The 21,165-nt window shown below is 65.6% G+C and carries 20 protein-coding genes; 8 read left to right on the forward strand and 12 right to left on the reverse strand.

All coding sequences use genetic code 11. The features are described 5' to 3' along the window. Positions 1-69: 69 nt before the first annotated feature. The 4 genes from Q0Q02_RS18975 to Q0Q02_RS18990 all read right to left on the reverse strand — a co-directional run bounded on the left by Q0Q02_RS18975 (position 70) and on the right by Q0Q02_RS18990 (position 4,640). Complete coding sequence (locus Q0Q02_RS18975; protein WP_293811727.1) at positions 70-1,173, reverse strand: amino acid ABC transporter permease; 1,104 nt, start codon at positions 1,171-1,173, stop codon at positions 70-72. A 4-nt stretch (positions 1,174-1,177) separates the two neighbouring features. After that, positions 1,178-2,293, reverse strand: coding sequence for an amino acid ABC transporter permease (locus tag Q0Q02_RS18980; protein WP_293811728.1), 1,116 nt, complete (start codon positions 2,291-2,293; stop codon positions 1,178-1,180). A 68-nt stretch (positions 2,294-2,361) separates the two neighbouring features. Beyond that, positions 2,362-3,390: a transporter substrate-binding domain-containing protein gene (locus Q0Q02_RS18985; RefSeq protein WP_293811730.1), complete on the reverse strand. Its 1,029-nt coding sequence runs from the start codon at positions 3,388-3,390 to the stop codon at positions 2,362-2,364. Between the two features lie 38 nt (positions 3,391-3,428). Further along, entirely contained in the window at positions 3,429-4,640 is a 1,212-nt protein-coding gene (locus tag Q0Q02_RS18990; RefSeq protein ID WP_293811732.1) for a PLP-dependent aspartate aminotransferase family protein, read from the reverse strand. A 79-nt stretch (positions 4,641-4,719) separates the two neighbouring features. Between Q0Q02_RS18990 and Q0Q02_RS18995 the strand changes: the two genes are divergently transcribed. Continuing rightward, positions 4,720-5,652, forward strand: coding sequence for a LysR family transcriptional regulator (locus Q0Q02_RS18995; RefSeq protein ID WP_293811734.1), 933 nt, complete (start codon positions 4,720-4,722; stop codon positions 5,650-5,652). Positions 5,653-5,718: 66 nt separating this feature from the next. Here the strand turns inward: Q0Q02_RS18995 and Q0Q02_RS19000 are convergent, their stop codons facing one another. The 6 genes from Q0Q02_RS19000 to Q0Q02_RS19025 are packed head-to-tail and all read right to left on the reverse strand — an operon-like array spanning position 5,719 to position 11,923. Beyond that, complete coding sequence (locus Q0Q02_RS19000; RefSeq protein ID WP_293811735.1) at positions 5,719-6,462, reverse strand: hypothetical protein; 744 nt, start codon at positions 6,460-6,462, stop codon at positions 5,719-5,721. 53 nt (positions 6,463-6,515) lie between these two features. Next, complete coding sequence (locus tag Q0Q02_RS19005) at positions 6,516-6,734, reverse strand: HipA domain-containing protein (protein WP_367275045.1); 219 nt, start codon at positions 6,732-6,734, stop codon at positions 6,516-6,518. 44 nt (positions 6,735-6,778) lie between these two features. After that, positions 6,779-7,399, reverse strand: a complete 621-nt coding sequence (locus tag Q0Q02_RS19010; protein WP_293811737.1) for a sarcosine oxidase subunit gamma — start codon at positions 7,397-7,399, stop codon at positions 6,779-6,781. Further along, a complete protein-coding gene (locus tag Q0Q02_RS19015; protein ID WP_293811738.1) occupies positions 7,392-10,376 on the reverse strand; it encodes a sarcosine oxidase subunit alpha family protein in 2,985 nt (994 codons plus the stop codon). Before Q0Q02_RS19015 ends, Q0Q02_RS19010 begins: the two co-directional genes overlap by 8 nt. Then, positions 10,373-10,648, reverse strand: coding sequence for a sarcosine oxidase subunit delta (locus tag Q0Q02_RS19020; RefSeq protein ID WP_293811740.1), 276 nt, complete (start codon positions 10,646-10,648; stop codon positions 10,373-10,375). The genes Q0Q02_RS19015 and Q0Q02_RS19020 overlap by 4 nt, the downstream gene beginning before the upstream one ends. 24 nt (positions 10,649-10,672) lie before the next feature. Beyond that, positions 10,673-11,923 carry a sarcosine oxidase subunit beta family protein gene (locus Q0Q02_RS19025; RefSeq protein WP_293811742.1) on the reverse strand — a complete coding sequence of 417 codons (1,251 nt, stop codon included), beginning with the start codon at positions 11,921-11,923 and terminating at the stop codon, positions 10,673-10,675. 54 nt (positions 11,924-11,977) lie between these two features. Between Q0Q02_RS19025 and Q0Q02_RS19030 the strand changes: the two genes are divergently transcribed. From Q0Q02_RS19030 to Q0Q02_RS19060, 7 genes are all read left to right on the forward strand, one after another. Beyond that, on the forward strand, positions 11,978-12,979 hold the full coding sequence (locus tag Q0Q02_RS19030; protein WP_293811744.1) for a GlxA family transcriptional regulator: 1,002 nt from the start codon (positions 11,978-11,980) through the stop codon (positions 12,977-12,979). A gap of 90 nt (positions 12,980-13,069) precedes the next feature. After that, the gene (locus Q0Q02_RS19035; RefSeq protein ID WP_293811746.1) at positions 13,070-13,891 is read left to right on the forward strand and encodes a transporter substrate-binding domain-containing protein; all 822 of its coding nucleotides are present in this window, start codon (positions 13,070-13,072) and stop codon (positions 13,889-13,891) included. Positions 13,892-14,053: 162 nt separating this feature from the next. Beyond that, positions 14,054-14,794, forward strand: a complete 741-nt coding sequence (locus Q0Q02_RS19040; protein WP_293811747.1) for an amino acid ABC transporter permease — start codon at positions 14,054-14,056, stop codon at positions 14,792-14,794. Further along, positions 14,791-15,642 (forward strand): amino acid ABC transporter permease, encoded by an 852-nt coding sequence (locus Q0Q02_RS19045; RefSeq protein ID WP_293811749.1) that lies wholly within the window; start codon positions 14,791-14,793, stop codon positions 15,640-15,642. Before Q0Q02_RS19040 ends, Q0Q02_RS19045 begins: the two co-directional genes overlap by 4 nt. Before the next feature lie 2 nt (positions 15,643-15,644). Beyond that, complete coding sequence (locus Q0Q02_RS19050) at positions 15,645-16,397, forward strand: amino acid ABC transporter ATP-binding protein (protein ID WP_293811751.1); 753 nt, start codon at positions 15,645-15,647, stop codon at positions 16,395-16,397. Positions 16,398-16,474: 77 nt separating this feature from the next. Beyond that, positions 16,475-18,085, forward strand: a complete 1,611-nt coding sequence (locus Q0Q02_RS19055) for an NAD(P)/FAD-dependent oxidoreductase (RefSeq protein ID WP_293811753.1) — start codon at positions 16,475-16,477, stop codon at positions 18,083-18,085. A 5-nt stretch (positions 18,086-18,090) separates the two neighbouring features. After that, positions 18,091-19,257 carry an FAD-binding oxidoreductase gene (locus Q0Q02_RS19060; protein ID WP_293811754.1) on the forward strand — a complete coding sequence of 389 codons (1,167 nt, stop codon included), beginning with the start codon at positions 18,091-18,093 and terminating at the stop codon, positions 19,255-19,257. Between the two features lie 406 nt (positions 19,258-19,663). Here Q0Q02_RS19060 and Q0Q02_RS19065 read toward each other — a convergent pair whose 3' ends face one another. Next, a complete protein-coding gene (locus tag Q0Q02_RS19065) occupies positions 19,664-20,668 on the reverse strand; it encodes a YncE family protein (protein WP_293811756.1) in 1,005 nt (334 codons plus the stop codon). 95 nt (positions 20,669-20,763) lie between these two features. Then, positions 20,764-21,165: hypothetical protein (locus Q0Q02_RS19070; RefSeq protein WP_293811757.1), on the reverse strand; the 402-nt coding region annotated here is incomplete at its 5' end.

Genomic DNA, 21,165 nt, shown 5'->3' on the forward strand with positions numbered 1-21,165 from the left:
GCTTCAGCGCCGCGGGGCGGGAGCCGGTCGTCTTGGTTTCTGCCATTGCCATGGTCATGGAGGCGTCTCCTAGCGAGCAGCGGGGCCGCGCCGCTCCAGGAAATCGGCAAAGCGGGCGAATGAGAAGGACAGGGCGAAGAAGATCGCGCCGATGAAGAGGAAGGTTTCGGCCGCAGGAGACGGCCAGGCCGGATCGGCCAAGGCAGCCTTGCCGGAGCTGATCAAATCGAAGAGCCCGACGACGAGCACGAGGCTGGTGTTCTTGATCATTACGATGATCGTGTTGGCCAAAGCCGGGATCACCACCCTGATCGCCTGCGGCAGGATGACCAGATATTGCGTGCGCCAGAACGGCAGGCCAAGCGCGGCCGCGGCCTCGTACTGGCCTTTCGGGACAGCCTGCAGCCCGCCGCGAACGACTTCGGCGAGATAGGCAGCCGCGAAGATCGTCAGGGCGACGAGGGCGCGCACGAATTTGTCGGGCAACAGCGCCTCTGGCAGGAACAGCGGCAACATGATCGAGGCGACGAAGAGGATCGAGAGCAGTGGCAATCCGCGGACCGACTCGATCGTGATGACCGCGGCGATCCGGACTGCCGGCATCGTCGACCGGCGGCCAAGCGCGAGCAGGATCCCCACCGGGAAGGCGATACCGATTGCGACGACGGTGAGGATCAGCGTCACCGGCAAGCCGCCCCAGGCGGAAGTCGGAACCACTTCGAGTCCGAGGCCGCCGCCCATCAGCCAGACGATCAGCGCGAGCGCCCCGATCCAGAGGCCGAGCAGGTGTGGCGTCCAGCTCGCCGGCCGGACCGACCAGCCGAGCAGGGCCAGGATCATGAGGCAGACCAGAGCGGGCCTCCAGCGCTCCTCGACCGGATAGATGCCGAACAGCAGCTGGCCCGATTTGGCGTAGATGAAGCTCCAGCAGGCGCCGGATGCGGCGCGGCAGGCGGCGGGGTCCGGATTGAAGAGGACGGCGTCGAGCACGAGCCAGCGCAGCATCGGCGGCACGGCGACGGCGAGCATCGCGCCAAAAGCCAGCGTCAGGGCGGCATTCAGCGGCGAGCCGAACAAGAGCCCGGCGGTCCTGCGCAGCGAGGCGAGGAGCGGCGCGGACCAGGCCTGCGCCGGCACGGGAGCCTCGGAGAGAGGGAGCGAAATCGTTTTCACGGGATCAGCGTTCCACGATGGCGATGCGGCGGTTGTACCAATTGGCCGCGCTCGACAGGGTCAGGTTCAGGGCGAGGTAGACGCCCAGGATGATGAAGACGCCTTCGATCGAATGGCTGGACTTGCTGATGATGGTGTTCATCACCGCAAGGAAATCCGGGTAGCCGACGGCGATCGCCAGCGTCGAATTCTTGACGACGTTGATGTACTGGCTGTTGAGCGGCGGCACGATCACCCGCAGCATTTGCGGGATCACGATCAGCCGCAGGATTTGGCTGCGTGACAGGCCGACCGAGCGGCCGGCATCCCACTGCCCGGGCTCGACCGACAGGACGCCGCCGCGCACGATCTCGGCGATGAAGCCGGTGGTGTAGAGGGTCAGGCCGATCAGGATCGTGCTGAGCTCCGGGGTCAGCTCAAGCCCGCCCTGGAAATTCGAGCCCGCGAAGACCGGCCAGTCGGCCGAGAAGCCGGCATCGGCGACCCAGAGGCCGAGCATCAGCACGGCCGCAGCAGCCCAGCTCAGGGCGGACCGGAAGCGGCGCAGGGCCCCGGCCATCCGGGCGACGAGCACGAGCAGCCCTGCAGCGAGGATCAGCACGACGCCCGCCGTCCCCATGTCGACATGCACGCTCGGAACCATGACGCCGCGCATCGAGGCGAAGACGCCGGGAACCGGATTGAGCGCCTCAGTGACCGGCGGGAGGACCTTCCACCACAGCGAATAGAGGAAGATCAGCAGGACGATCGGCGGCGAGTTGCGGGCGATCTCGACCCAGACGCGGCAGGTGCCGGCGGCGAGCGGATTGCTGCTCAGCCGGGTGACGCCGGCAATCAGGCCGAGCACCGACGAGAAGACGATGACGAGCGCGGAGATGAAGATCGTGTTCGCCACGCCGACGACGATCGCCCAGTAATACGGGTCGCGCGACTTGTAGGAGAGGATCGCCTCGGAAATCACGATCCGGGACGGCGTCGTCAGGAAGTCGAACCCGATCGGGATGCCGCGCATCTGCAGGTTCGTGAAGGTCGTGGTGACGAGCAGGGCCGCAGCGCCGATGACGGCGGCCACCAACAGGCATTGAATGACGATCGATCTCGTCCTGGCATCGCTGAGCATGCCGCTTTCCCCTTATCCGGCCCGGTCATCGATAAGGGGAGCGTTGGTCACGCTCCCCCCGGCAGCGGCTAGTCCCAAGGGTAGGGGTAGTTCAGGCCGCCATCCTTCCAGAGCGCGTTCATGCCGCGATCGACCTTGAGGGGGCTGCCCTTCCCGAGATTGCCGTCCCAGATCTCGGCGTAGTTCCCCATCTGCTTGACGACGTTGTAGACCCACTTGTCGTCGAGCCCGAGCGCCTTGCCGAAGCCCGCCTCCTGGCCGAGCACCCGCTTGATCTCGCTCGATCCGGATTTCAGTTTCTCGTCGATGTTCTTGGCGGTGATGCCTTGGAGCTCGGCCCAGAGCAGGTCATTGATCGTCCAGCGCGTGATGTCGAAGAGCTGGTCGTCCCCGCGTGCGACTGCGACGCCGTTCGGCTCGGCCGCATGGCCCACCTTGATGATGTCGAAATCGTCCGGATTCTTCGCCACCGAGGCGCGTTGGCCGGCGGCGGCCGTACCATCGGTCACGTAAGTGTCGCAGCGGCCGCCGAAGAAGGCATCGCGCGCCTGAATCGTCGAGTCGAAATAGACCTTCTTCATCGTGATCCCGTGCTCTTCCTCGGTCTCCTCGATCGCCTTCTCGGTCAGGCTGCCGCCGCCCTGCAAGCATACCGTCTTGCCGGCGAGCTGCTTGGGATCGGTGATCTTGTCGGCTTTGCGCACGAGCAGGCCGTCGGTGTCGTAGAGCGTGATCCAGACAAAGCGGACCACCGTGTCGCGCGATAGGGTGATGGTCGAGGTCCGCGACAGGACGTCGATCTCGCCGGTCTGCAGCGCCGGGAACCGCTGACCGGCATTGAGCGGGACGAAACGGATCTTGTCCTTGTCGCCGAGGATGGCAGCCGCGAAGGTCCGGCAGATGTCGGAATCGAAGCCGCGATAGTAGCCATTCTCGTCGGGCCGGGAGAGGCCGGGCACGCCCTGGCTCGCACCGCAGCTGACATAGCCGCGCTGCTTGATCTTGTTCACGACGCTTTGCGCGCTCGCATCGCCGATACCCGCCGTCAGGCCGGCGGCGGCAAGCGCCGCGCCAAAAAGCAATTTCAATCCTGTCATGGCTGTCTCCATTCCCCTGTTTTGTGAGTTTGGTGCAGTTATTCCGCCGCGGTACGGCCCACCGCCTTCGACGCCGTCGCGAATTCGGCAAACGGGACGAAGGCCTGCTCCAGATCGTCGATCAGGTCGTCGAGTGCTTCCAAGCCGATCGACAATCGCCAGACCGGCCCTGACGGTAGCCAGTCGAGGCTGGTCCGACCTTTCCGCGGATCATTGACGGCGATCAGCGAATGAACGCCGCCCCAGCTCGCACCGAGCCTGAACAGGCGCATCCGCCGCAGAACCTCGTTCTGCAAGGGCGCGAGCTCGGGCCGAAGCACGACCGAGAACACCGCGGCCGCGCCCGAAAAATCCCGCTTCCACACAGCATGGCCAGGATGGTCCGGCATGGCCGGATGCAGGATCCGAACGATCTCAGGGCGCCGTGACAGCCAGGCCAGGATCTCGGCCGCGGTCGCGGCGGCATGGCGCATGCGGACCGGCATGGTCATCAAGCCGCGCTCGCACAACGCGCAATCCTCCGGCGAGACACCATAGCCGAGGAAGCGCGCGGTATCCTTCAGACGCCGGAACAGGCCTTCGTCCCGCACGGCGAGCGAACCCATCAGCAGATCGCCATGGCCGCTGGCATGCTTCGACAAGGCCTGCATGCTGATGTCGACGCCATAGGCCAGCGGCTTGAACAGGAGATGAGAGGCCCAGGTGTTGTCGGCGGCGACCAGCGCCTCGACCTTGTGGGCCGCCGCGACGATCGCAGGCACGTCCTGGACCTCGAAGGTCGCGGAACCCGGCGATTCCACCCAGACCAGCCGCGTCCGCTCGTCGAGAAGCGCTGCGATCCCGGCATCGAGCCGCGGATCGTAGGATTGCGCCGCAATGCCGAGCGGCCCCAGGAGGCGCAGGATCATGTCCCGCGCCGGGCCATAGAGCGTCTCGGGCATCAGGATGCGGTCGCCGCTGCGGCACACCGCCATCGTCGCCAGCGTCAGCGCCGCCATGCCGGACGGCACGACGATCGCCCGCGATGCCCCTTCGAGCTGGGCGATATGGTCTTCGAGGAGCCGGCTCGTCGGCGTTCCATAAAGCCCATAACTGAAGCCGTCATAGACGCGGTCTGCTCGCTTCTCGAATGCCTCCAGATCGTCGAAAACGATCGTCGAAGCGCGCTCCACCGGCATGGCAACCGCCTGGAACGGCTGCCGCGAACGCTCGGGCGGGTGAATATGCGAGGTATCGTCGGATGTCGTCATGGGCAGACGCTAGCTCGCGCACTCATTGCCATCTATGACCGCATCGATAGAGTCGATCCATTCTTGATATGGCTACCCCATGAACCTGCGCGACATCGACGTCTTTCATGCAATCATGATCAGCGGCGGCGCCGGAGCAGCGGCTGCCCTGCTCAGCGCGTCGCAGCCGGCCATCAGCCGCTCGCTTGCGAAGCTTGAGTCCGAGCTCGGGTTCAGCCTGTTCGACCGGATTCGCGGCCGCCTGGTCCCGACCCGGGAAGCCCTGCTCTTCCACGCCGAGGTGAAGGCCAATCTGGTCGGTCTTGATCGGCTCAAACTACGGGCTGCTCAGATCAAGGAGGTGGGCGCCGGGACTATTCGGGTTGCCAGCCTGTCCGCTCTTGGACATGGCCTGGTCCCGCGGGCAATCACGGCGTTCTCGCGCAAGCACCCGCAGGTGCGGATCAGCTATCAGGTCCGCACGTCCAATGTCGTCCGCGACCTGGTGGCATCCGGCAGCTTCGACATCGGCTTGGCAGCCGACGAGATCGACACCGACGGTGTCCTGCACAGCGTGTTCACCACGCCTCGCGCGGTCTGCGTCATGCCGCAGGGACATCCGCTGGCGAGCCGGGACGTGGTCACACCGGCGGATCTGAACGACGAGGGCTTTCTGGCGCTCGCGCCAGAGGACACAGTGCGGCTAGCCATGGATAAAATCTTTACGGAACATGGTGTCCAGCCCCGCACTCTGGTGGAAACACCCTATGGCGTGACCATCGCCATTCTGGCTTCACAAGGCCTCGGCGTGGGCCTCGTCAACCCGTTCATCATCGCCGACAGGATGATTCAGGGCATTGCTGTCCGCCCCTTCAAGCCAGCGGTGCATTTCCGTGCCTTGCTCTTGAAACCGCCCGGCAGCGCGAACTCCCGCCTCGTCTCAGCGTTTGTCGCCGAGCTTTATGCTATCCGGAATGCTTTTGCTGTTGCGGAAGGGAGCTCAAGTGAGCCATTCGTCTCGCGCACGGCCTAGATCTTCTCGTACCTCGTTCTTTGATCACGCCAGAACGAGTTTTGATCGGATAGCGATTGCGGCATGCTAGCCGTACTCAACTCGCCATCTGCTCGCGGCGACGCGCGATTGGAGAAGCGTCGATCGTCGCCGGAACGGCTCGAACTTGGCCCATGACTCGGGTGACTTCGCTGAAACGGGCTTTGGCGTCCGACCAGTTCTGCATGAAATCGAACAACTCCCGCAGCGCCGGCGAGATCTCGCGATAGGCGGCAAGAGCAGCGATAACTGCCCTCTCACGACGAGATAACCTCCGATCGTGAAGAAAAAGAAGGGCGTCAGGTTGGACGTGTAATTGTACAGGCCCTTGATCCTGCCTTTCAGGTCTTTGATCTCGACCCGGATCGTTTCCAGACTTGCGGTCGTTCGCATCTGGTAGCGCAGGATTGATAAGTCAGGCCGAGCGGTTGTCGCATGTGAGCTACGAGAGCCGGAAACTGAGCCATCTGCTACCATGAGACCACCGAGCTTGCGGGTCGAACGGACTCTGTCGCGCACCTTCGCATTGAGCTGCCTCTGCAAGCCCGGCAAAAGCGTAAGCTGCAGTGGCAACATTAGCAGTGCCGCCAAAGCCAATGCCGGGTTCTGCAGCACCAGGAACAGGATACTGGTCAGCAGGGTCCCACCCCGGATGACACGAACAATGGCAAGGCTGCCGCCGAAATACCCGATCGGTTCGACTTCCTGGACCACCACCGCCGAAAGATGCGCCCGCTGTTCGGCGCTCGCGCCTGAGCGACGCAAGACGCTGAGCCGAAGCTTGCGGACCAAGCGTTCACTCACGCGGCCGCGGATACGCATGGCCGCATATTTGATCAGGCCGTTTAAGGTCGGATGGTCTCCGAGAAGTCCTGATAGCTCGCATGCCGTGGCATCATCTCGTCGAGGCCGAACAATGTGAGGGCGGATCCCCCCGCCCTGCGGTGCCAACCATTCTCCACGTGCATTCGATCGAGCCTCTCGATCAGAAGCACATCGGTGTCAGCAGCGCGAGCCAACGAGACCGGAGCGACATCGATTCCGCATAGAGTGGTCATCCGCATGGCAGCGAACCCGAGACCAAGCCAGTTCCGTCTGACAGACGGGCTCAACCTCGGCCCGATGCCACGCGACAACCGAACTCGCGCGCCGAGGCGACAAACCAGGACCAAAAGCTCCCCGCCATGCTGCGGGGGAGCAAGATCTCGAACACCGGCCCGTCAGCCGCGTCGTCGAGCCGCCACAGATGGGCGCCGACATAGGCGACATTGGTCAGTGCGACATCGCCGATGGCAAAGGCCGTGGGATGGAGATCGAGCATCACGCCCTTCGCCAGGACGTCGCGAGCCCGCGGCCCCGAGAGCCTGAGCGCTGCGCGCGCATCGCTCTGCTCACTGACGGCGGCGTGTGCCGAGAGCTCGCTGAGAAGCCCAGTGAAGCCATTGCGCGAGGCGGTCCGCAGCAGCCACTGATCCGGGCCGGCCCACACGATGTCATGCGCCGGGCCCCGGGCGATCCGCGGCGTCGGCGGCAGCGTGAGGCCGAGTAGCGCCTCGACGGTCTGCGACAGCGCCGCTGTGGTATCCGGTTCCGCGATCACGCTCGCCAGGCCGAAGCCCTCCAGCATAATGGCGAAGACACCAGCCTCGCCCTTCGCGCCGAAGGAGCCAGGTTGCGCGATCCCGGCCCAGGCGCCGCGCGGATCCCAAGAGGTCGCGGTCTCAGCCATGGAGATGAGTTCCTTCGGGATCGACGAAGACGGGCGAGCAGATCTCGACGACGACGTCGCCGTTGCGGACGGGGTCATAGGCGCGCACGCGCTCGCCGATACGGCCGGCGCCGTTTCGGATCAGGCCGAGCCCCATCCAGTGCTTCAGATGCGGGGAATAGGCGACGGAGGTCATGTAGCCCTCGTCGTTCTCCATCACCGCCGCTTTGCCGATGCCGATGAAATGCGCTCCGGCCCGCAGGCGCTGCGCCGAGTCGATCGGCCTGAAGCCTACGAAGGAGGGCCGGTCCTTCTCGATCAGGGCCTGCCGGCCGACCATCAGGCGGCCGATGAAATCCTTCTTGGTCGACATCATCTTGCCGAGTCCGAGATCGCGGGCCGTGGTCTGACCGTTGAGCTCATTGCCGGCGACATGGCCCTTCTCGATACGCATCACGCCCAGCGCTTCGGTACCGTAGGGCGTGATGCCGAAGGGCTCGCCCGCCCGGGTCAGCGCGCGCATCATCGCATCGCCATAGTCGGCGGGAACCGCCAATTCATAGGCTAGCTCGCCCGAGAAGGAGATCCGGAACAGCCGCGCCGGAATGCCGCCGCCCACGGTGATGGCCCGCGCGGCCAGGTAGGGGAAGGCTTCGTTGGAGATGTCGTGCGTGGAATCGACGACACCGCGCAGGGTTTCGCGCGCCTTCGGGCCGGCCACGGCGACCTGCGCCCATTGTTCGGAGACCGACACCATCTGGATATCGAGATCCGGCCACAGCACCTGATGACAGAATTCGAGATGCTGCATCACCTTGCCGGCATTGGCGGTGGTGGTGGTCATCAGGAAATGCCGCTCGCCGAGGCGGGAGGTCGTACCGTCATCCATGACGAAGCCGTCCTCGCGCAACATCAGGCCGTAGCGCGCCTTGCCGACCGGCAAGGCCTTCCAGCCGTTGATGTAGACGCGCTCCAGAAACTCGGCCGCGTCGGTGCCCTGGATGTCGATCTTGCCCAGCGTCGAGACATCGCAGATGCCGACGCCGGCTCGCACCGCCAGGACCTCGCGGTTGACCGTCGTCAGCCAGTCGTTCTCACCAGGCTTCGGATAGTATTGCGCCCGCAGCCATTGGCCGGCCTCGATGAAGACGGCGCCTTGCTCACGCGACCAGTCATGGGTCGGCGCGAGACGGGTCGGCCTGAAATCCTTGCCGCGGTGATGCCCGGCAAGCGCGCCGATCGCGACCGGCGTATAGGGCGGCCGGAACGTCGTCGTTCCCGTCTGCGGGATCGTCCTGCCCGTCTGCTCGGCCATGATGGCGAGGCCGCCGAGATTCGACGTCTTGCCCTGGTCGGTCGCCATGCCGAGCGTGGTGTAACGCTTGAGATGCTCGACCGGCCGGAAGCCCTCGCGCGCCGCGAGCTCGACATCCTTGTCGGTGACGTCGTTCTGGTAATCGACGAAGGCCTTGCCCTTCGCACCCTTAACCCGCCAGACCGGCGTCAGCGCGGTCGTCTCGGGATCGGTCGCCGGCACGGGGCCTGCGCCCGCAGGGATCAAGCCTGCATCGACAGCAGCCTCGCGGCCAAGCCGTGCGCCATCGTCCAGCGCCTGAGCCAGGGTGAAGCGCCCGGCCGCGCTGCCCGCCACCGTGAGCCCCGCCGGCAAGGTGCCGGGTACGAAGCATTGCAGGGTCTCGTCCCAGGCAGGCTTGCCATTCTGGTGCGAGGTCAGGTGCAGGGTCGGGTTCCAGCCGTTGGAGACCGCCAGCAGGTCGCACGCGAGCGCGGTGGTCGCGCCGGAGGCGTCGCGGATGGTGACGCCGTCGAGCTGGCGGCCACCGCGCGCGTGCGCGATCACGCCGCCTGCGAACAGCCGCGCACCGAGCTGCTCGGCGAGAGCCTTGCGCGCCGGGTCGGCATCCTTGCGGGTATCGACGATCGCCGCGACCTTGCCGCCCGCGGCGGTGATGGCATGCGCCGTCGCCCAGCCATCATCGCCGGCTGTGAACAGCACCGCCTCGCGGCCCGGCAGAACGCCGTAGCGATTGACGTAGGCGCGTGCCGCTCCGGCGAGCATGACGCCGGGGGTGTCGTTGCCGGGGAAGACGATCGGCCGCTCCAGTGCGCCCGCGGCCAGGATCGCGCGCCTGGCATGGATGCGCCAGCCGCGCTGGCGCGGCTGATAGGGCGCTGGCTCCGGAAGGTGGTCGCCCACGCGCTCGACCGCTCCATAGATGCCATGGTCATAAAGCCCGAACACTGTCGTTCGGGGCATGATCCGCACCTCGGGAATGCTTTCGAGCTCGGCCAGCGTCGCGGCTAGCCACTCGGCCGCCGGCTTGCCGTCGATTTCGCGCTTCTCGGCGAGCAGGCGCCCGCCCAGGCGGAAGTCCTCGTCGCACAGGATCACGCGGGTGCCGCTGCGGCCAGCCGCCAGCGCCGCCGCAAGGCCCGCAGGACCACCGCCAACAACCAGCAGGTCGCAGAAGGCGAAGGCCTTCTCATAGTGGTCGGGATCCTCGGCACCGGCCGCCCGGCCCAAGCCTGCCGCCCTGCGGATCAGCGGCTCGTAGAGCTTCTCCCAAAAAGCCGCCGGCCACATGAAGGTCTTGTAGTAGAAGCCGGCGACGAGGGCCGGCGAGACCAGCCCGTTGAGCGAGAGCAGGTCGAAGGCAAGCGAGGGCCAGCGGTTCTGGCTGGCGGCCTCGAGCCCGTCGAACAGCTCGACAACGGTCGCGCGGGTATTCGGCTCGCGGCGGGCGCCGGTACGCAATTCGACGAGCGCGTTCGGCTCTTCCGGGCCGGCCGATAGAATGCCGCGCGGCCGGTGATACTTGAAGGAGCGGCCAACGAGCCGCACGCCGTTGGCGAGCAGCGCCGAAGCCAACGTATCGCCGGCATGGCCCTCATACGACTTGCCGTCGAAACGGAAGGCCAGCGCCCGGGTACGATCGATCAGGCCGCCGGAAGCAAGGCGGAAAGATTGCCCGCTCATGCCGCCGCTCCTGCCTTGCGCGTCTTTGCCGGCTCGACCAGCGCGATCGCATGGGTGCGGGTGTCGCGGGTCACGATAAGCCAGGAATGGCAGCCGGCGCCGTGATACCAGAGTTCGCGATGCGGTCCGGCCGGGTTGTCGCGCATATAGACATAATCGGTCATCGCCGCCTCGGTCGCCGCGAGTCCGTCCGGACGTTGCGGATCGGCAGCGCCGAGATAGGTGAATTCCTGGGCGTCGCGCGCGCCGCAATGGGGGCAGTTAATGCGCATTGGAAGATCCTCGGCAGCGCGCGGTCAGTGCAGGTTGGGCTGGGCGCCGGCGCCCTTCTCGTCAATCAGGCGCCCCGTGGCGAACCGATCGAGCCGATAGGCGGTCGCGACCGGATGCGGCTGCCCCGTCGCGATCAGATGGGCAAAGCAGAAGCCCGAAGCAGGCGTCGCCTTGAAGCCGCCGTAGCACCAGCCGGAATTGAGATAGAGCCCGTCGATCGGCGTGAAATCGATGATCGGGGATCCGTCCATCGACATGTCCATGACACCTCCCCAGTGACGCAGCATGCGCACCCGTCCGAGGCCCGGCCACAGCGCCATCGCCGATTCCATCACATCCTCGATCACGGGCAGGTTCCCGCGTTGGGCGTAGGAGTTGTAGCCGTCGATGTCGCCGCCGAAGACGAGCCCGCCCTTGTCCGACTGGCTGATGTAGAAATGCCCTGCGCCGAAGGTGACGACGGTGTCGATCACGGGCTTGAGGCCCTCTGACACAAACGCCTGGAGCACGTGGCTTTCGATCGGCAGCCGCAAGCCGACCATCGCCGCCACCCGCGATGAATTGCCGGCCACCGCCATGGCGATCTTCTTGGCGCGGATCGGCCCGCGGGAGGTTTCGACGCCAACTGCCCGCCCGCCGGCCACGGTGATGCCGGTGACCTCGCAGTTCTGGATCATGTCGACGCCGCGGCTGTCGGCAGCGCGTGCATAGCCCCAGGCGACGGCGTCGTGCCGGGCCGAGCCGCCGCGGCGCTGCAGCAGGCCGCCATGGATCGGGAAGCGGGCATTGTCGTGATCGAGATAGGGCAGCATCGCCCGGATCTGTTCGCGGCCGAGCAGCTCGGCATCGACCCCGGCGAGCCGCATCGCATTGCCGCGCCGGGCGAAGGCGTCGCGCTGCGCATCGGAATGGTAGAGATTGATCACGCCGCGCTGGCTAACCATGGCGTTGTAGTTCAGGTCTTCCTCTAGCCCTTCCCAAAGCTTCATCGAGAGTTCGTAGAAGGGGGTGTTGCCGGGCAGGAGGTAGTTCGACCGGATGATCGTGGTGTTGCGCCCGACATTGCCGGAGCCGAGATAGCCCTTCTCCAGCACCGCGACATTGGTGATGTCGTGCCGGCTGGCGAGGTAATGCGCCGTGGCCAGGCCATGCCCGCCGCCGCCGATGATGATGACGTCGTATTCCGGCTTCGGCGCGGGATCACGCCAGGCCGGCGTCCAGCCCTTGTGTCCTTGCAGGGCCTGAGCGAGCAGCGAGAAGACTGAATAGCGCATCGAACGATCCGGACGGGCTTGTCATCCGAGATTGACCGACATAGGCTCCGCGACATGCTCAATAGCGACATGCGATTGCCTGTCCGCGACGACAGCACGCCGGCCCATGTCGGCTTCCTGCTGATCCCGGATTTCGCGCTGCTGGCTTACGCCTCAGCGATTGAGCCTCTGCGCGCGGCCAATAGGCTTTCCGGCCGGTCGCTCTATCGCTGGAGCCACGTTTCGATCGACGGAGCGCCGGCCTCTGCCTCGAACGGCGTCGCCATCGCCGCCGACGCGAGCGTCGGCGGCGATTTGCGGCTCGACTACCTCATTGTTTGTGCGGGCGGCAATCCCGCGTTGTTCCACCATCAGCCTACCTTTGCCTGGCTGCGCCAGCTCGCCCGGCGCGGCGTGCGGATCGGCGGTGTTTCGGGCGGACCTTATCTGCTGGCACGCGCCAATGTGCTGACCGGCTATCGCTTCACGATTCATTGGGAGCATGCACCGGCCTTCCTGGAGGAATATCCGGACCTCGACCTGCGCCGCTCGCTCTACGAGATCGACCGCGATCGCTTGACCTGCAGCGGCGGCACGGCCCCGCTCGACATGCTGCATGCCGTGATCGCGCGCGAGCATGGCAGCGATCTCGCGCTGGCCGTCAGCGAGTGGTTCCTGCAGACCCATGTCCGGGAAGGTACAGGCCCGCAGCGCATGCCATTGCGCGAGAGGCTGGGCATCGCGCACGCGCCGCTGCTGCGCGTCATTGGCCGCATGGAACAGACCATCGAGCAACCCGAGGCGCGCGAGAACCTGGCCCGGCTCGCCAACGTCTCGCTGCGACAGCTCGAACGCCTGTTTCGCCAACATCTCGGGCGGTCGCTCGGCGAACATTATCTGATTTTGCGCCTCGACCGAGCGCGCGACCTGCTGCGGCAGACCAGCCTTTCCATATTGGAAATTGCGCTTGCCTGCGGCTTCGCTAGCGCCAGTCATTTCTCCCGCAGCTATAGCGGGCGCTTCGGCCATCCCCCAAGATCGGAGCGGCTTACACAACACCCGATCGCTCGACGCTAAACGTCAAAAACGCGTCGCATGGGATCAATTCCACAGGCCGATACCCCGGAAGTCTAGGGCCTCAAACAAAAATACAGGGGATCGCGACCGATGAACAAATTCACCGCTCTCGCGCTGGCATTCGCCGCCACGCTCGCCGCCGCCCCCGCCGTTGCGCAGGATACCCTGGCTAAGATCAAGGAGAAGGGCGTCCTCACAGTCGGCGTCAAGAACGACTACAAGCCTTGGGGCTTCCTCGATCCGTCGGGCAAGATCGTCGGCCTCGAGATCGATCTCGCGCAAGAAGTGGCAGCCAAGCTCGGCGTCAAGATCGAGATGGTTCCTGTGATCGCCGCCAACCGCATCGAGTTCCTGCGTCAGGGCCGGATCGACATGATCCTGGCGACGCTGGGCGATACGCCCGACAGGCGCAAGCAGATCGGCATGATCGAGCCGAATTACTATGCCGGCGCTACCAACGTGCTTGCTCCGAAGAGCGCGGGCCTCAAGAAATGGGAAGACCTGAAGGGCCGTAAGGTCTGCGCCGTACAGGGCGCCTACTACAATCGCCGCGTCTCGCAGGTATATTCGCCCGAGCTGGTGGTGTTCCCCTCGGTGCCGGACGGCCTGAACGCACTGCAGGGCAATAACTGCGTCGCCTTCCTCTTCGATGACACGTTGATCGTCTCGACGCTCGCGGGCGGCGACCCGAAATGGGCGAACTATGAGATGCCGCTGACGTCGGAGGACCCGCAGCTCTGGGCGGTCGGCGTGCGGCTGGACGATCTCGACGGCGCTTTCGGCAAGCTGCTCAAGGATATGTCGGTCGAATGGCACAAGGGCGGCAAGCTGCTGGCGCTTGAGACCAAATGGGGCATCAAGCAGAGTCCCTACCTGATCGAGACCAACAAGAAGCTGAAGAGCGGCTCATAGGCGAGACGCGCTGGTTCCACGCGCGCCTTCATTCCGGACGGAGCGCAGCGAAGATTCCGGGTCCATACCCGAACCTCCTTCGTTCGCGCTCCGGTATGGACCCCGGGGTCTCCCTTCGGTCGCCCGGGATGACGGTGTGGCCAGCGACGAACCGATGAGACTATGATCGCAGCCTTCTTCGAGCGCCTGAACGATACGCAGGGGCTCAATTTCTCGATCTTCTACGACGCTTTCGACCGCTCGCGCTTCCTGACGGGACTGTGGACGACGACCTATATCTGCATCGTCTCAATCCTGGCTTCGCTCGCGATCGGGCTCCTCGGGGTCTGGGTTGCCGGCAGTGGCTCGCGGCTCGGCCGGCTCCTCGTGCGGATCTACGTCCAGTTCTTCCGCAATACGCCTCCGCTGGTGCAGCTCTCCTTCTTCTACTTTGCCGTCGGCGGTCTGCTGCCGACTGTGTCGGACGGCTTCGGCGGGCAATCTCCGCTGGTCAGCGGCACGGGCTGGGCAATCATCGCCTTCTCGCTCTTCGCCGGGGCCTTCAATGTCGAAATATTTCGCGCTGGCATCGAGGCAGTTCCCGAGACGATGGTCGAGGCAGCTGAATCCCTTGGCTACACGCGGTTCCAGCTCTGGCGTCAGATCGTGCTGCCTCTCGCCTTCCGCATCTGCCTGCCGGCGCTGAACAACAACCTCGTCAACCTCGTGAAGACCACCACGCTCGCCTACGCGATCGGCGTGCCTGAGCTGCTCTACGCGGCCTCACAGATCTGGTCGGAGATGTTCAACGTCCGCGAGATGATGAACGTGCTGCTGGTGACCTATGTCCTGCTCGTCGCCGTGCTGGTCTGGGTGATGCATCGCTGGGAGAAGGCCATGCGCATTCCGGGCTACATGCCATGAAGACCGGTACCACCGACCTCTCGGTTCTCAAGCCCTTCCGCGTGACGCCGATCCCGCCGAGCGGTCTAGCCGCGCCTGTCCTGTTGAGCGCCGGTCTAATCGCCAGCATTGTCGTCACCTTTGCCGCATCCCTGGCCGTAGCGCAGGCGATCGGACCGGCCGCACGCGACGGCGCTATGGCGATCCTGTGGCGCTGGGCGCCGCTGATCTTCCAGGGTTTCCTGTTCAATCTGCTGATCAGCTTCCTCTCGATGGCGCTGGGCACGGCGGTCGGCGTGCTGTTCGGCATCGGCCAGGTCTCGCCATCCGCGGCCCTGCGGAGGCCGGCCTGGGCAGCGACGCAGTTCTTCCGCAACGCGCCCTGGCTCGTCCTGCTGTTCTACGCGATGTTCCTGCTGCCCTTCGAGATCAGGCTCGGCCCGGTCACCATCGCCTTCCCGGCCTGGATCAAGGCGATCATCGGGCTGGCGCTTCCGGTCGCGGCGAACGTCTCCGAGATCGTGCGTGGCGGCATCCGCTCGATCCCCTCGGGCCAGTGGGAATCGGCGGAGTCTCTCGCCTTCACCCGCCGCCAGACGATGTGGATGATCATCCTGCCGCAGGCCTTCAAGCGGATGATCCCCCCCTGGATGAACCTCTATGCCATCCTGACCATGGCAACGACGTTGATCTCGGTGGTCGGCATCCAGGACGGGCTGACGGTGACCCGCGCTGCCCTCGTCGCGGAGAGCCGGCCGGAATTGATGCTGCCGATGTACCTGCTGCTCCTGCTGATGTTCTTCGCCTATTGCTACCCGATCGCGCGCCTCACCATAGCGCTCGAACGCCGCTTCAACGTGAAGGGATGACCATGGTCGCCAAGCATGAACTCGGCGAGCCCGTCGTCGTCATCGCCGGCGTTGAGAAAGCCTTCGGCGCCTTTGCGGTCCTGAAGGACGTCAGCCTTACCATCCGTCGCGGCGAGACCGTCTGCATCATCGGCCCGTCCGGCTCAGGTAAGTCGACGCTGCTGCGCTGTATCAACGCGCTGGTGCCGATCAACAAGGGCTCGATCACGGTCGCCGGTCGGCAGGTCAACGACCCCGCGCTCGACAAGCTCGCGCTGCGCCGGGACGTCGGTATCGTCTTCCAGCAATACAATCTGTTTCCGCACAAGACGGCGCTGCAGAACGTGATGATGGCACCGATCCACGTGCTGAAGCAGGACCGGGCCGAAGTCGAGGAGCGGGCCAAGCGCCTGCTCGCCAAGGTCGGCCTGTCGCACAAGCATGACGCCTATCCGGGCGAGCTCTCGGGCGGGCAGCAGCAGCGTGTCGCGATCGCCCGCTCGCTGGCGATGAACCCCAAGGTGATGCTGTTCGACGAGGTCACGGCCGCGCTCGACCCCGAGACCAAGAAGGAGGTGCTCGTCGCCATCCGCGACCTCGCCGCCGAAGGCATGACCTGCATCCTCGTCACCCATGAGATGGGCTTCGCCCGTGAGGTTGCGGATCACGTCTATTTCACCGATGGCGGCGTGATCGTCGAGCATGCGCCCCCCGCCGAGTTCTTCGGCGCGCCGCGCGAAGCGCGCACCCGTGCCTTCCTTGACCAAGTGCTCTGACGCGACATGTCGCAAAACGGCCAGCCAATGCGGTCCGCCAGCCCAGGAATGCCTGCCGTCATTCGAGAGGGAGCCCCATGAACATTCCGGCCTCAGATCCGAAATCCGTCACTGGCAAGCCGCTGATCATCGACGAGAAAGTCGACGTCCTGATTATCGGCGCCGGTGCAGCCGGGCTCGAGGCTGCGATCGGGGCCGCGGCACGCGGATTCGGCGTCCTCCTGGTTGACGAGAACCCGGTTCCCATCAGGACGATGGGCGACGACGTGCCGCTGCATTTCGGGCAGGGCATGGCCGCCAATGCCCGTAACCGCAACGCCATGACCGAGGCGTTCGTTGCCTCCGAACCGCGGATCGAGGAGGCCTTCGAGACCGGTATCGATGTCCGCCTCGGCACGGCCTGCTGGGGGCTCTACGCCAACGGCACTGCGCTGGGCTGGATGCCGGGGCTGGTCGCTGGGCTTGCCGACGAAGAGCGCAGCTTCCTGATCGAGGCAAAGCACGTCATCCTCGCCTGCGGCAGGCGCGATATGGGGCTCGGCTTTCCCGGTTGGGAGAAGCCGGGCGTGATGGGCGCCACCGCGGCGCTCAATCTCGCGACGCGATATGGCGCCCTCGGACCGCGACGGGTCGTCGTTCTCGGCTCCGGCACGGAGGCACTGACCACGGCGCTGGCGCTGCGCGAGACCGGCGTCGCGATCGCGGCGATCGTCGAGCAGGCGCGCGAGGCCGTCGGCGATGCAGCCTTGCTGCTGAGCTTACGCCACGGCGGGACCGAGATTCTGACCGGCCATGTCGTGCGCGAGGCCACTGGGCGCGAATCCGTCGAGGCGGCTCTGGTCGCGGTGCTCGACGAAACGGGCCGCCCGGTACCTGACGAGCGGGGCATCGCCTGCGATGGCATCGTGCTCGCAGTCGGCGCCACTCCCGTCATCGACCTCATCGATGCCGCCGGCTGCAAGGTTACATTCCAGCCCGAGCGTGGCGGCTACGCGCCGACCCTCGACGCCGGCCAGCGCACCAGCATCGCGAATGTCTATGCGGTCGGCGACTGCGCCGGGATCTGGGCGGCGAAGACGCGCGACCGCACGATCGCCGAGGCGGAAGCTGCGCGCGCCGTCGCCGCGCTCGGTACCGCGGCAGCGGACGATCAGGCTGAACGGCCACCATCACCGGAATACGACATCTCTGGCTACCGGCTGGCCTGGGTCCGTGCCAGCGTCGTCGAGGCGCGCACCGAATTTCATGTCTGCCAGTGCGAGGAGGTGACGGCGCGGGAGATCCTCGAGGTTCGCCCGCCGCGCAATCTTGACTGGCAGAGCGAGCGCCGCAACGACCGCTCGCTGTCGACGCTGCTCGGCGAAGGGCCGCCCAATCCCGATCAGATCAAGCGGCTGACGCGCGCTGGCATGGGCCCATGCCAGGGGCGCCGCTGCCGTGAGCAGATCGCGGCACTGCTGGCGCTCGGAGCCGCGCAGCCGCTCTCGGCTATCCCGCTTGCCGGCTACCGTGCGCCGACGCGGCCAATGCCGCTGTCGATGACGGCGCCTGTGCCGGAAGCGCCGCAACAGGCGGAGCACTGGGACACCTGGTTCGGCATGCACGCTCAATGGGTCCCGTTCTGGGAGGTGCCGGCGCGCTACACTGTCGCGACCAACGACGCGACCGGCCCCGTTGCTAGCGAGTGAGAGCCATGAGCGCGATCAAAGGAGCATCTGTCGTCATCGTCGGCGGTGGCGTCACGGGCCTCTCGGCCGGTTGGTGGCTGGCGCGGGACGGCGTCGATGTCCTCGTGCTGGAAAAGGGCCTGATCGGCTGGGAGGCCTCCGGCCGCAACGGCGGCGGCTGCTCGCACCACCACTCGCCGCTCTTCGCCGAGGAGCAGCGGCTCTGGCCGCTCATGGACGAGTTGCTCGGCTACCCGACCGAGTTCAGGGGAGAGCGCGTGCGCCTTGCCGCGAGCGAGCACCAGATGGCGCTCTATGGCCGCGCCCTGCGCAATGCCGAAAGGCAGGGCTTCGCCTCCGAAGTGTTGGACGTTAAGCAAGCCAAGGAGATGGTACCTTTGGCGGGCGGCACCATCGTCGGCGGCTATCACTACAAATTCGGCGGCCATGCCAATCCGCACCGCACGCTGCAAGCTTATGCCTGGGCGATGCAGGATCATGGCGGGCGCATCCTGCAGCACACCACCGTCACTGGTTTCCGCAGCGAAGGCGGCCGAGTGACCATCGTGGAGACAGATCGTGGCTCGATCGGCTGCGACAGCCTTGTCCTGGCGGCTGGTCCACAGACCGGGCGCCTTTCGGCGATGCTCGGGCAGGAGGTTCCCGTGCAGTCGGCCCGCTGCGAGATGATCGTGACCGAACCGCTGCCCCTCATGCCGCTCGGTGGTGTCGACGGGTGTGGCCTCTATGGTCGCCAGACCTTGCGCGGCAACCTGGCCTATGGCGGCGGCCCGCATGAATGGCTGGCCCTGGCCGAGCAGGGCACGCCAGCCAAGCCGACGACACCGCTGATGCTGCACATTGGCAAGCGCCTTGCGGAATTGCTGCCGAAGGCGGCCCATGCCCGCATCATCCGCTCCTGGGCCGGCGTGATCGAGAATACGCCGGATGGGCGCCCGGTGATCGACCGGCTCGAATCGCAGGCGAATGTCGTGGTCGCGACGCTGTCGAGCGTCGGCTTCGGCCTGTCTCCGGCTAGCGGCCATGCGATCCGCGATCTCATGCTCGACGGGGCGTGCAGTTTCGCCGACATCTCGACTTTCAAACTGTCGCGCTTCGCCGAGTTGGAACCGAACTGGCGGGAGTTGCAGGGTTGGCAGGTAAAGGCAGCCTCAGAAGCGCTGGCGGCTTGAGAGCAGCGCACCGAAACCGTCATGGTCGGGCCAGCCCCGACCATCCACATTTTTCCGGGCTCATTCGGTGTTCGAGCCATAGGTGCTCGCCACGAAGGCGAGCACCTATGACGTCTGAGCCTGCAACAACGCGATGGCGACATCGGAACGCCGACGCGAGGAGCAGGCGAGGAGGTCGCTCCGCGCTTCCTCTTCCAGCGAGATGCCGCCGTCGTGATGCATGTCGACGGACCATAAGAGCGCTCGGCTTGTCCTCGATGCCCTGCCGCCGGCCGGGAGCCTGATCGCCGACCGGGTTACGACCTCGCCTGGTTCCGAGCGGTGCTGGCAGCCAAGGACATTGATCCGTCTGCGGCAAGATTCCCGAGAATGCATCGCGGCCTGCTTTCGCCTCGGGCTCCGCGCCCTAGCGGGCTGCGATGCCGTTCGGTGCATTGCCGACGGGATAGGACTTTCCGGCCGAGAGGCTACCGAGATTGATCGTGGAGATGGTGTTCGCGTAGGTGTTGGTAACGTAGGCTGTGCCGCCGTCGGGGCCGATGACGACGCCGTGCGCGCCCTTGTCGACCGTCACGCTCTTGATCAGCCTGCCATCATCGAGCGAGATGACCGACACCCGGTTGTCCGGTTTTGCAGCCGAGCCCTGGTTGGCGACGAGGGCAGTCTTGCCGTCCGGTGTGACGGAGACCTGCACGGGCCCGTTTCCGACAGGAGCCCGCCGCAGGACCTTCCGGGAAGCAACGTCGATGATCGCGACCTTGTCTTCGCCATTGAGCGAAACCACGAGAGTGCGGCCGCTCCGGTCGAACGCGACTTGGACGGGCCGGGAGCCGACGGGGACGTGCTCGACCTTTTCCGGGTTGCGCCTATCCACCAACGAGACCGTGTTGCTCTTCATATTGGCGATGGCCAACAGATTGCCGTCCGGCGAAAGGCGCAAGCCGTGCGGGTAGTTCTGTACGGGGATACGCCCCGCCACCCTGCGTCCTGGGAGATCGATGACCACCACCGAGTTGGTTTCGGCATCGGTCAGGTAGGCGAAATGTCCCTCGGCGTCGGGAACTACGTGCGCCGGATGTCCTCCCACCGTTACGACCTGCGGCGCGCCCGGCATCTCGCCCGACACGTCCATGATAACGAGTTGCCCGCCGGCCGCGGCCCCGTGGGACGCATGGCCACCGGCCGGGCCCGCGGGGATACCTGTCGCCAGGAGAAGGCGGCCATCCGCGCTGATGTCGACGTTGTGCGGCGAGATCGGGATCGCCACCGTGGTGGTTCTGGAGGTCCGGGTGTCGATGATGGAGACGCTCTGCCCGTTTTCGTTGGCGACGAAGATCGTGCCGGCCCGGGCGCTGGCGGCGCCGAGGGATATCACGAGGGCAAGTGTAATCTGGGTTGTGCGTGCGGACATCGCGTTGTCCTTCCGAAGTGCAATTGAAGAGGGTCCTGAATCCCGACACAGGAGGCATCGCCTCGGATGCACTGGGAACCAGGGTTTCGGGAGGGTCACGCGATGGGTTGGGGCGGTTTGAGCCGTGCGTCAGGGATGACGCCGTCCAGCATCAGGTCATTTCCGGGATGGAGGCAGACCGCACCTGCTGCCCTTTGCAGGAAACCATCGCGGGAGATCGGTGGAGGGGCAACGCAGCCTGAGGAGTTGACAAGGCAGGCTACGTCACAGGGCAGTCCGTTCGCCATGTCGGCGACGTGCTCCTGATCCATGCTAATGTTGCCACGGGTGAATGTTGCCGACGGGTCGGCATTCCCGCCGCCCTGCGACGAAGACTGGTGCGCAATATGCGTGAGCGCCGATGAAACAGGGGCAATCGTTCGACCGCCCGCAAGGACCACCACGGCGCCCGCCAGCAAGAGCAAGGCCGTCAGCGGAAACAAGGAGCTGTTCCGAAG

Origin of the sequence: uncultured Allobosea sp. (genome assembly GCF_945956895.1) — a bacterium.
Lineage (GTDB): Bacteria > Pseudomonadota > Alphaproteobacteria > Rhizobiales > Beijerinckiaceae > Allobosea.

Bases quoted from the DNA above. Each gene is read 5' to 3' on its own strand.
- Q0Q02_RS18980 (WP_293811728.1), bottom strand. From the start codon at position 2,293: ATGCTCAGCGATGCCAGGACGAGATCGATCGTCATTCAATGCCTGTTG.
- Q0Q02_RS18985 (WP_293811730.1), bottom strand. From the start codon at position 3,390: ATGACAGGATTGAAATTGCTTTTTGGCGCGGCGCTTGCCGCCGCCGGC.
- Q0Q02_RS18990 (WP_293811732.1), bottom strand. From the start codon at position 4,640: ATGACGACATCCGACGATACCTCGCATATTCACCCGCCCGAGCGTTCG.
- Q0Q02_RS18995 (WP_293811734.1), top strand. From the start codon at position 4,720: ATGAACCTGCGCGACATCGACGTCTTTCATGCAATCATGATCAGCGGC.
- Q0Q02_RS19005 (WP_367275045.1), bottom strand. From the start codon at position 6,734: ATGCGGATGACCACTCTATGCGGAATCGATGTCGCTCCGGTCTCGTTG.
- Q0Q02_RS19010 (WP_293811737.1), bottom strand. From the start codon at position 7,399: ATGGCTGAGACCGCGACCTCTTGGGATCCGCGCGGCGCCTGGGCCGGG.
- Q0Q02_RS19015 (WP_293811738.1), bottom strand. From the start codon at position 10,376: ATGAGCGGGCAATCTTTCCGCCTTGCTTCCGGCGGCCTGATCGATCGT.
- Q0Q02_RS19020 (WP_293811740.1), bottom strand. From the start codon at position 10,648: ATGCGCATTAACTGCCCCCATTGCGGCGCGCGCGACGCCCAGGAATTC.
- Q0Q02_RS19025 (WP_293811742.1), bottom strand. From the start codon at position 11,923: ATGCGCTATTCAGTCTTCTCGCTGCTCGCTCAGGCCCTGCAAGGACAC.
- Q0Q02_RS19030 (WP_293811744.1), top strand. From the start codon at position 11,978: ATGCTCAATAGCGACATGCGATTGCCTGTCCGCGACGACAGCACGCCG.
- Q0Q02_RS19035 (WP_293811746.1), top strand. From the start codon at position 13,070: ATGAACAAATTCACCGCTCTCGCGCTGGCATTCGCCGCCACGCTCGCC.
- Q0Q02_RS19040 (WP_293811747.1), top strand. From the start codon at position 14,054: ATGATCGCAGCCTTCTTCGAGCGCCTGAACGATACGCAGGGGCTCAAT.
- Q0Q02_RS19045 (WP_293811749.1), top strand. From the start codon at position 14,791: ATGAAGACCGGTACCACCGACCTCTCGGTTCTCAAGCCCTTCCGCGTG.
- Q0Q02_RS19050 (WP_293811751.1), top strand. From the start codon at position 15,645: ATGGTCGCCAAGCATGAACTCGGCGAGCCCGTCGTCGTCATCGCCGGC.
- Q0Q02_RS19055 (WP_293811753.1), top strand. From the start codon at position 16,475: ATGAACATTCCGGCCTCAGATCCGAAATCCGTCACTGGCAAGCCGCTG.
- Q0Q02_RS19060 (WP_293811754.1), top strand. From the start codon at position 18,091: ATGAGCGCGATCAAAGGAGCATCTGTCGTCATCGTCGGCGGTGGCGTC.
- Q0Q02_RS19065 (WP_293811756.1), bottom strand. From the start codon at position 20,668: ATGTCCGCACGCACAACCCAGATTACACTTGCCCTCGTGATATCCCTC.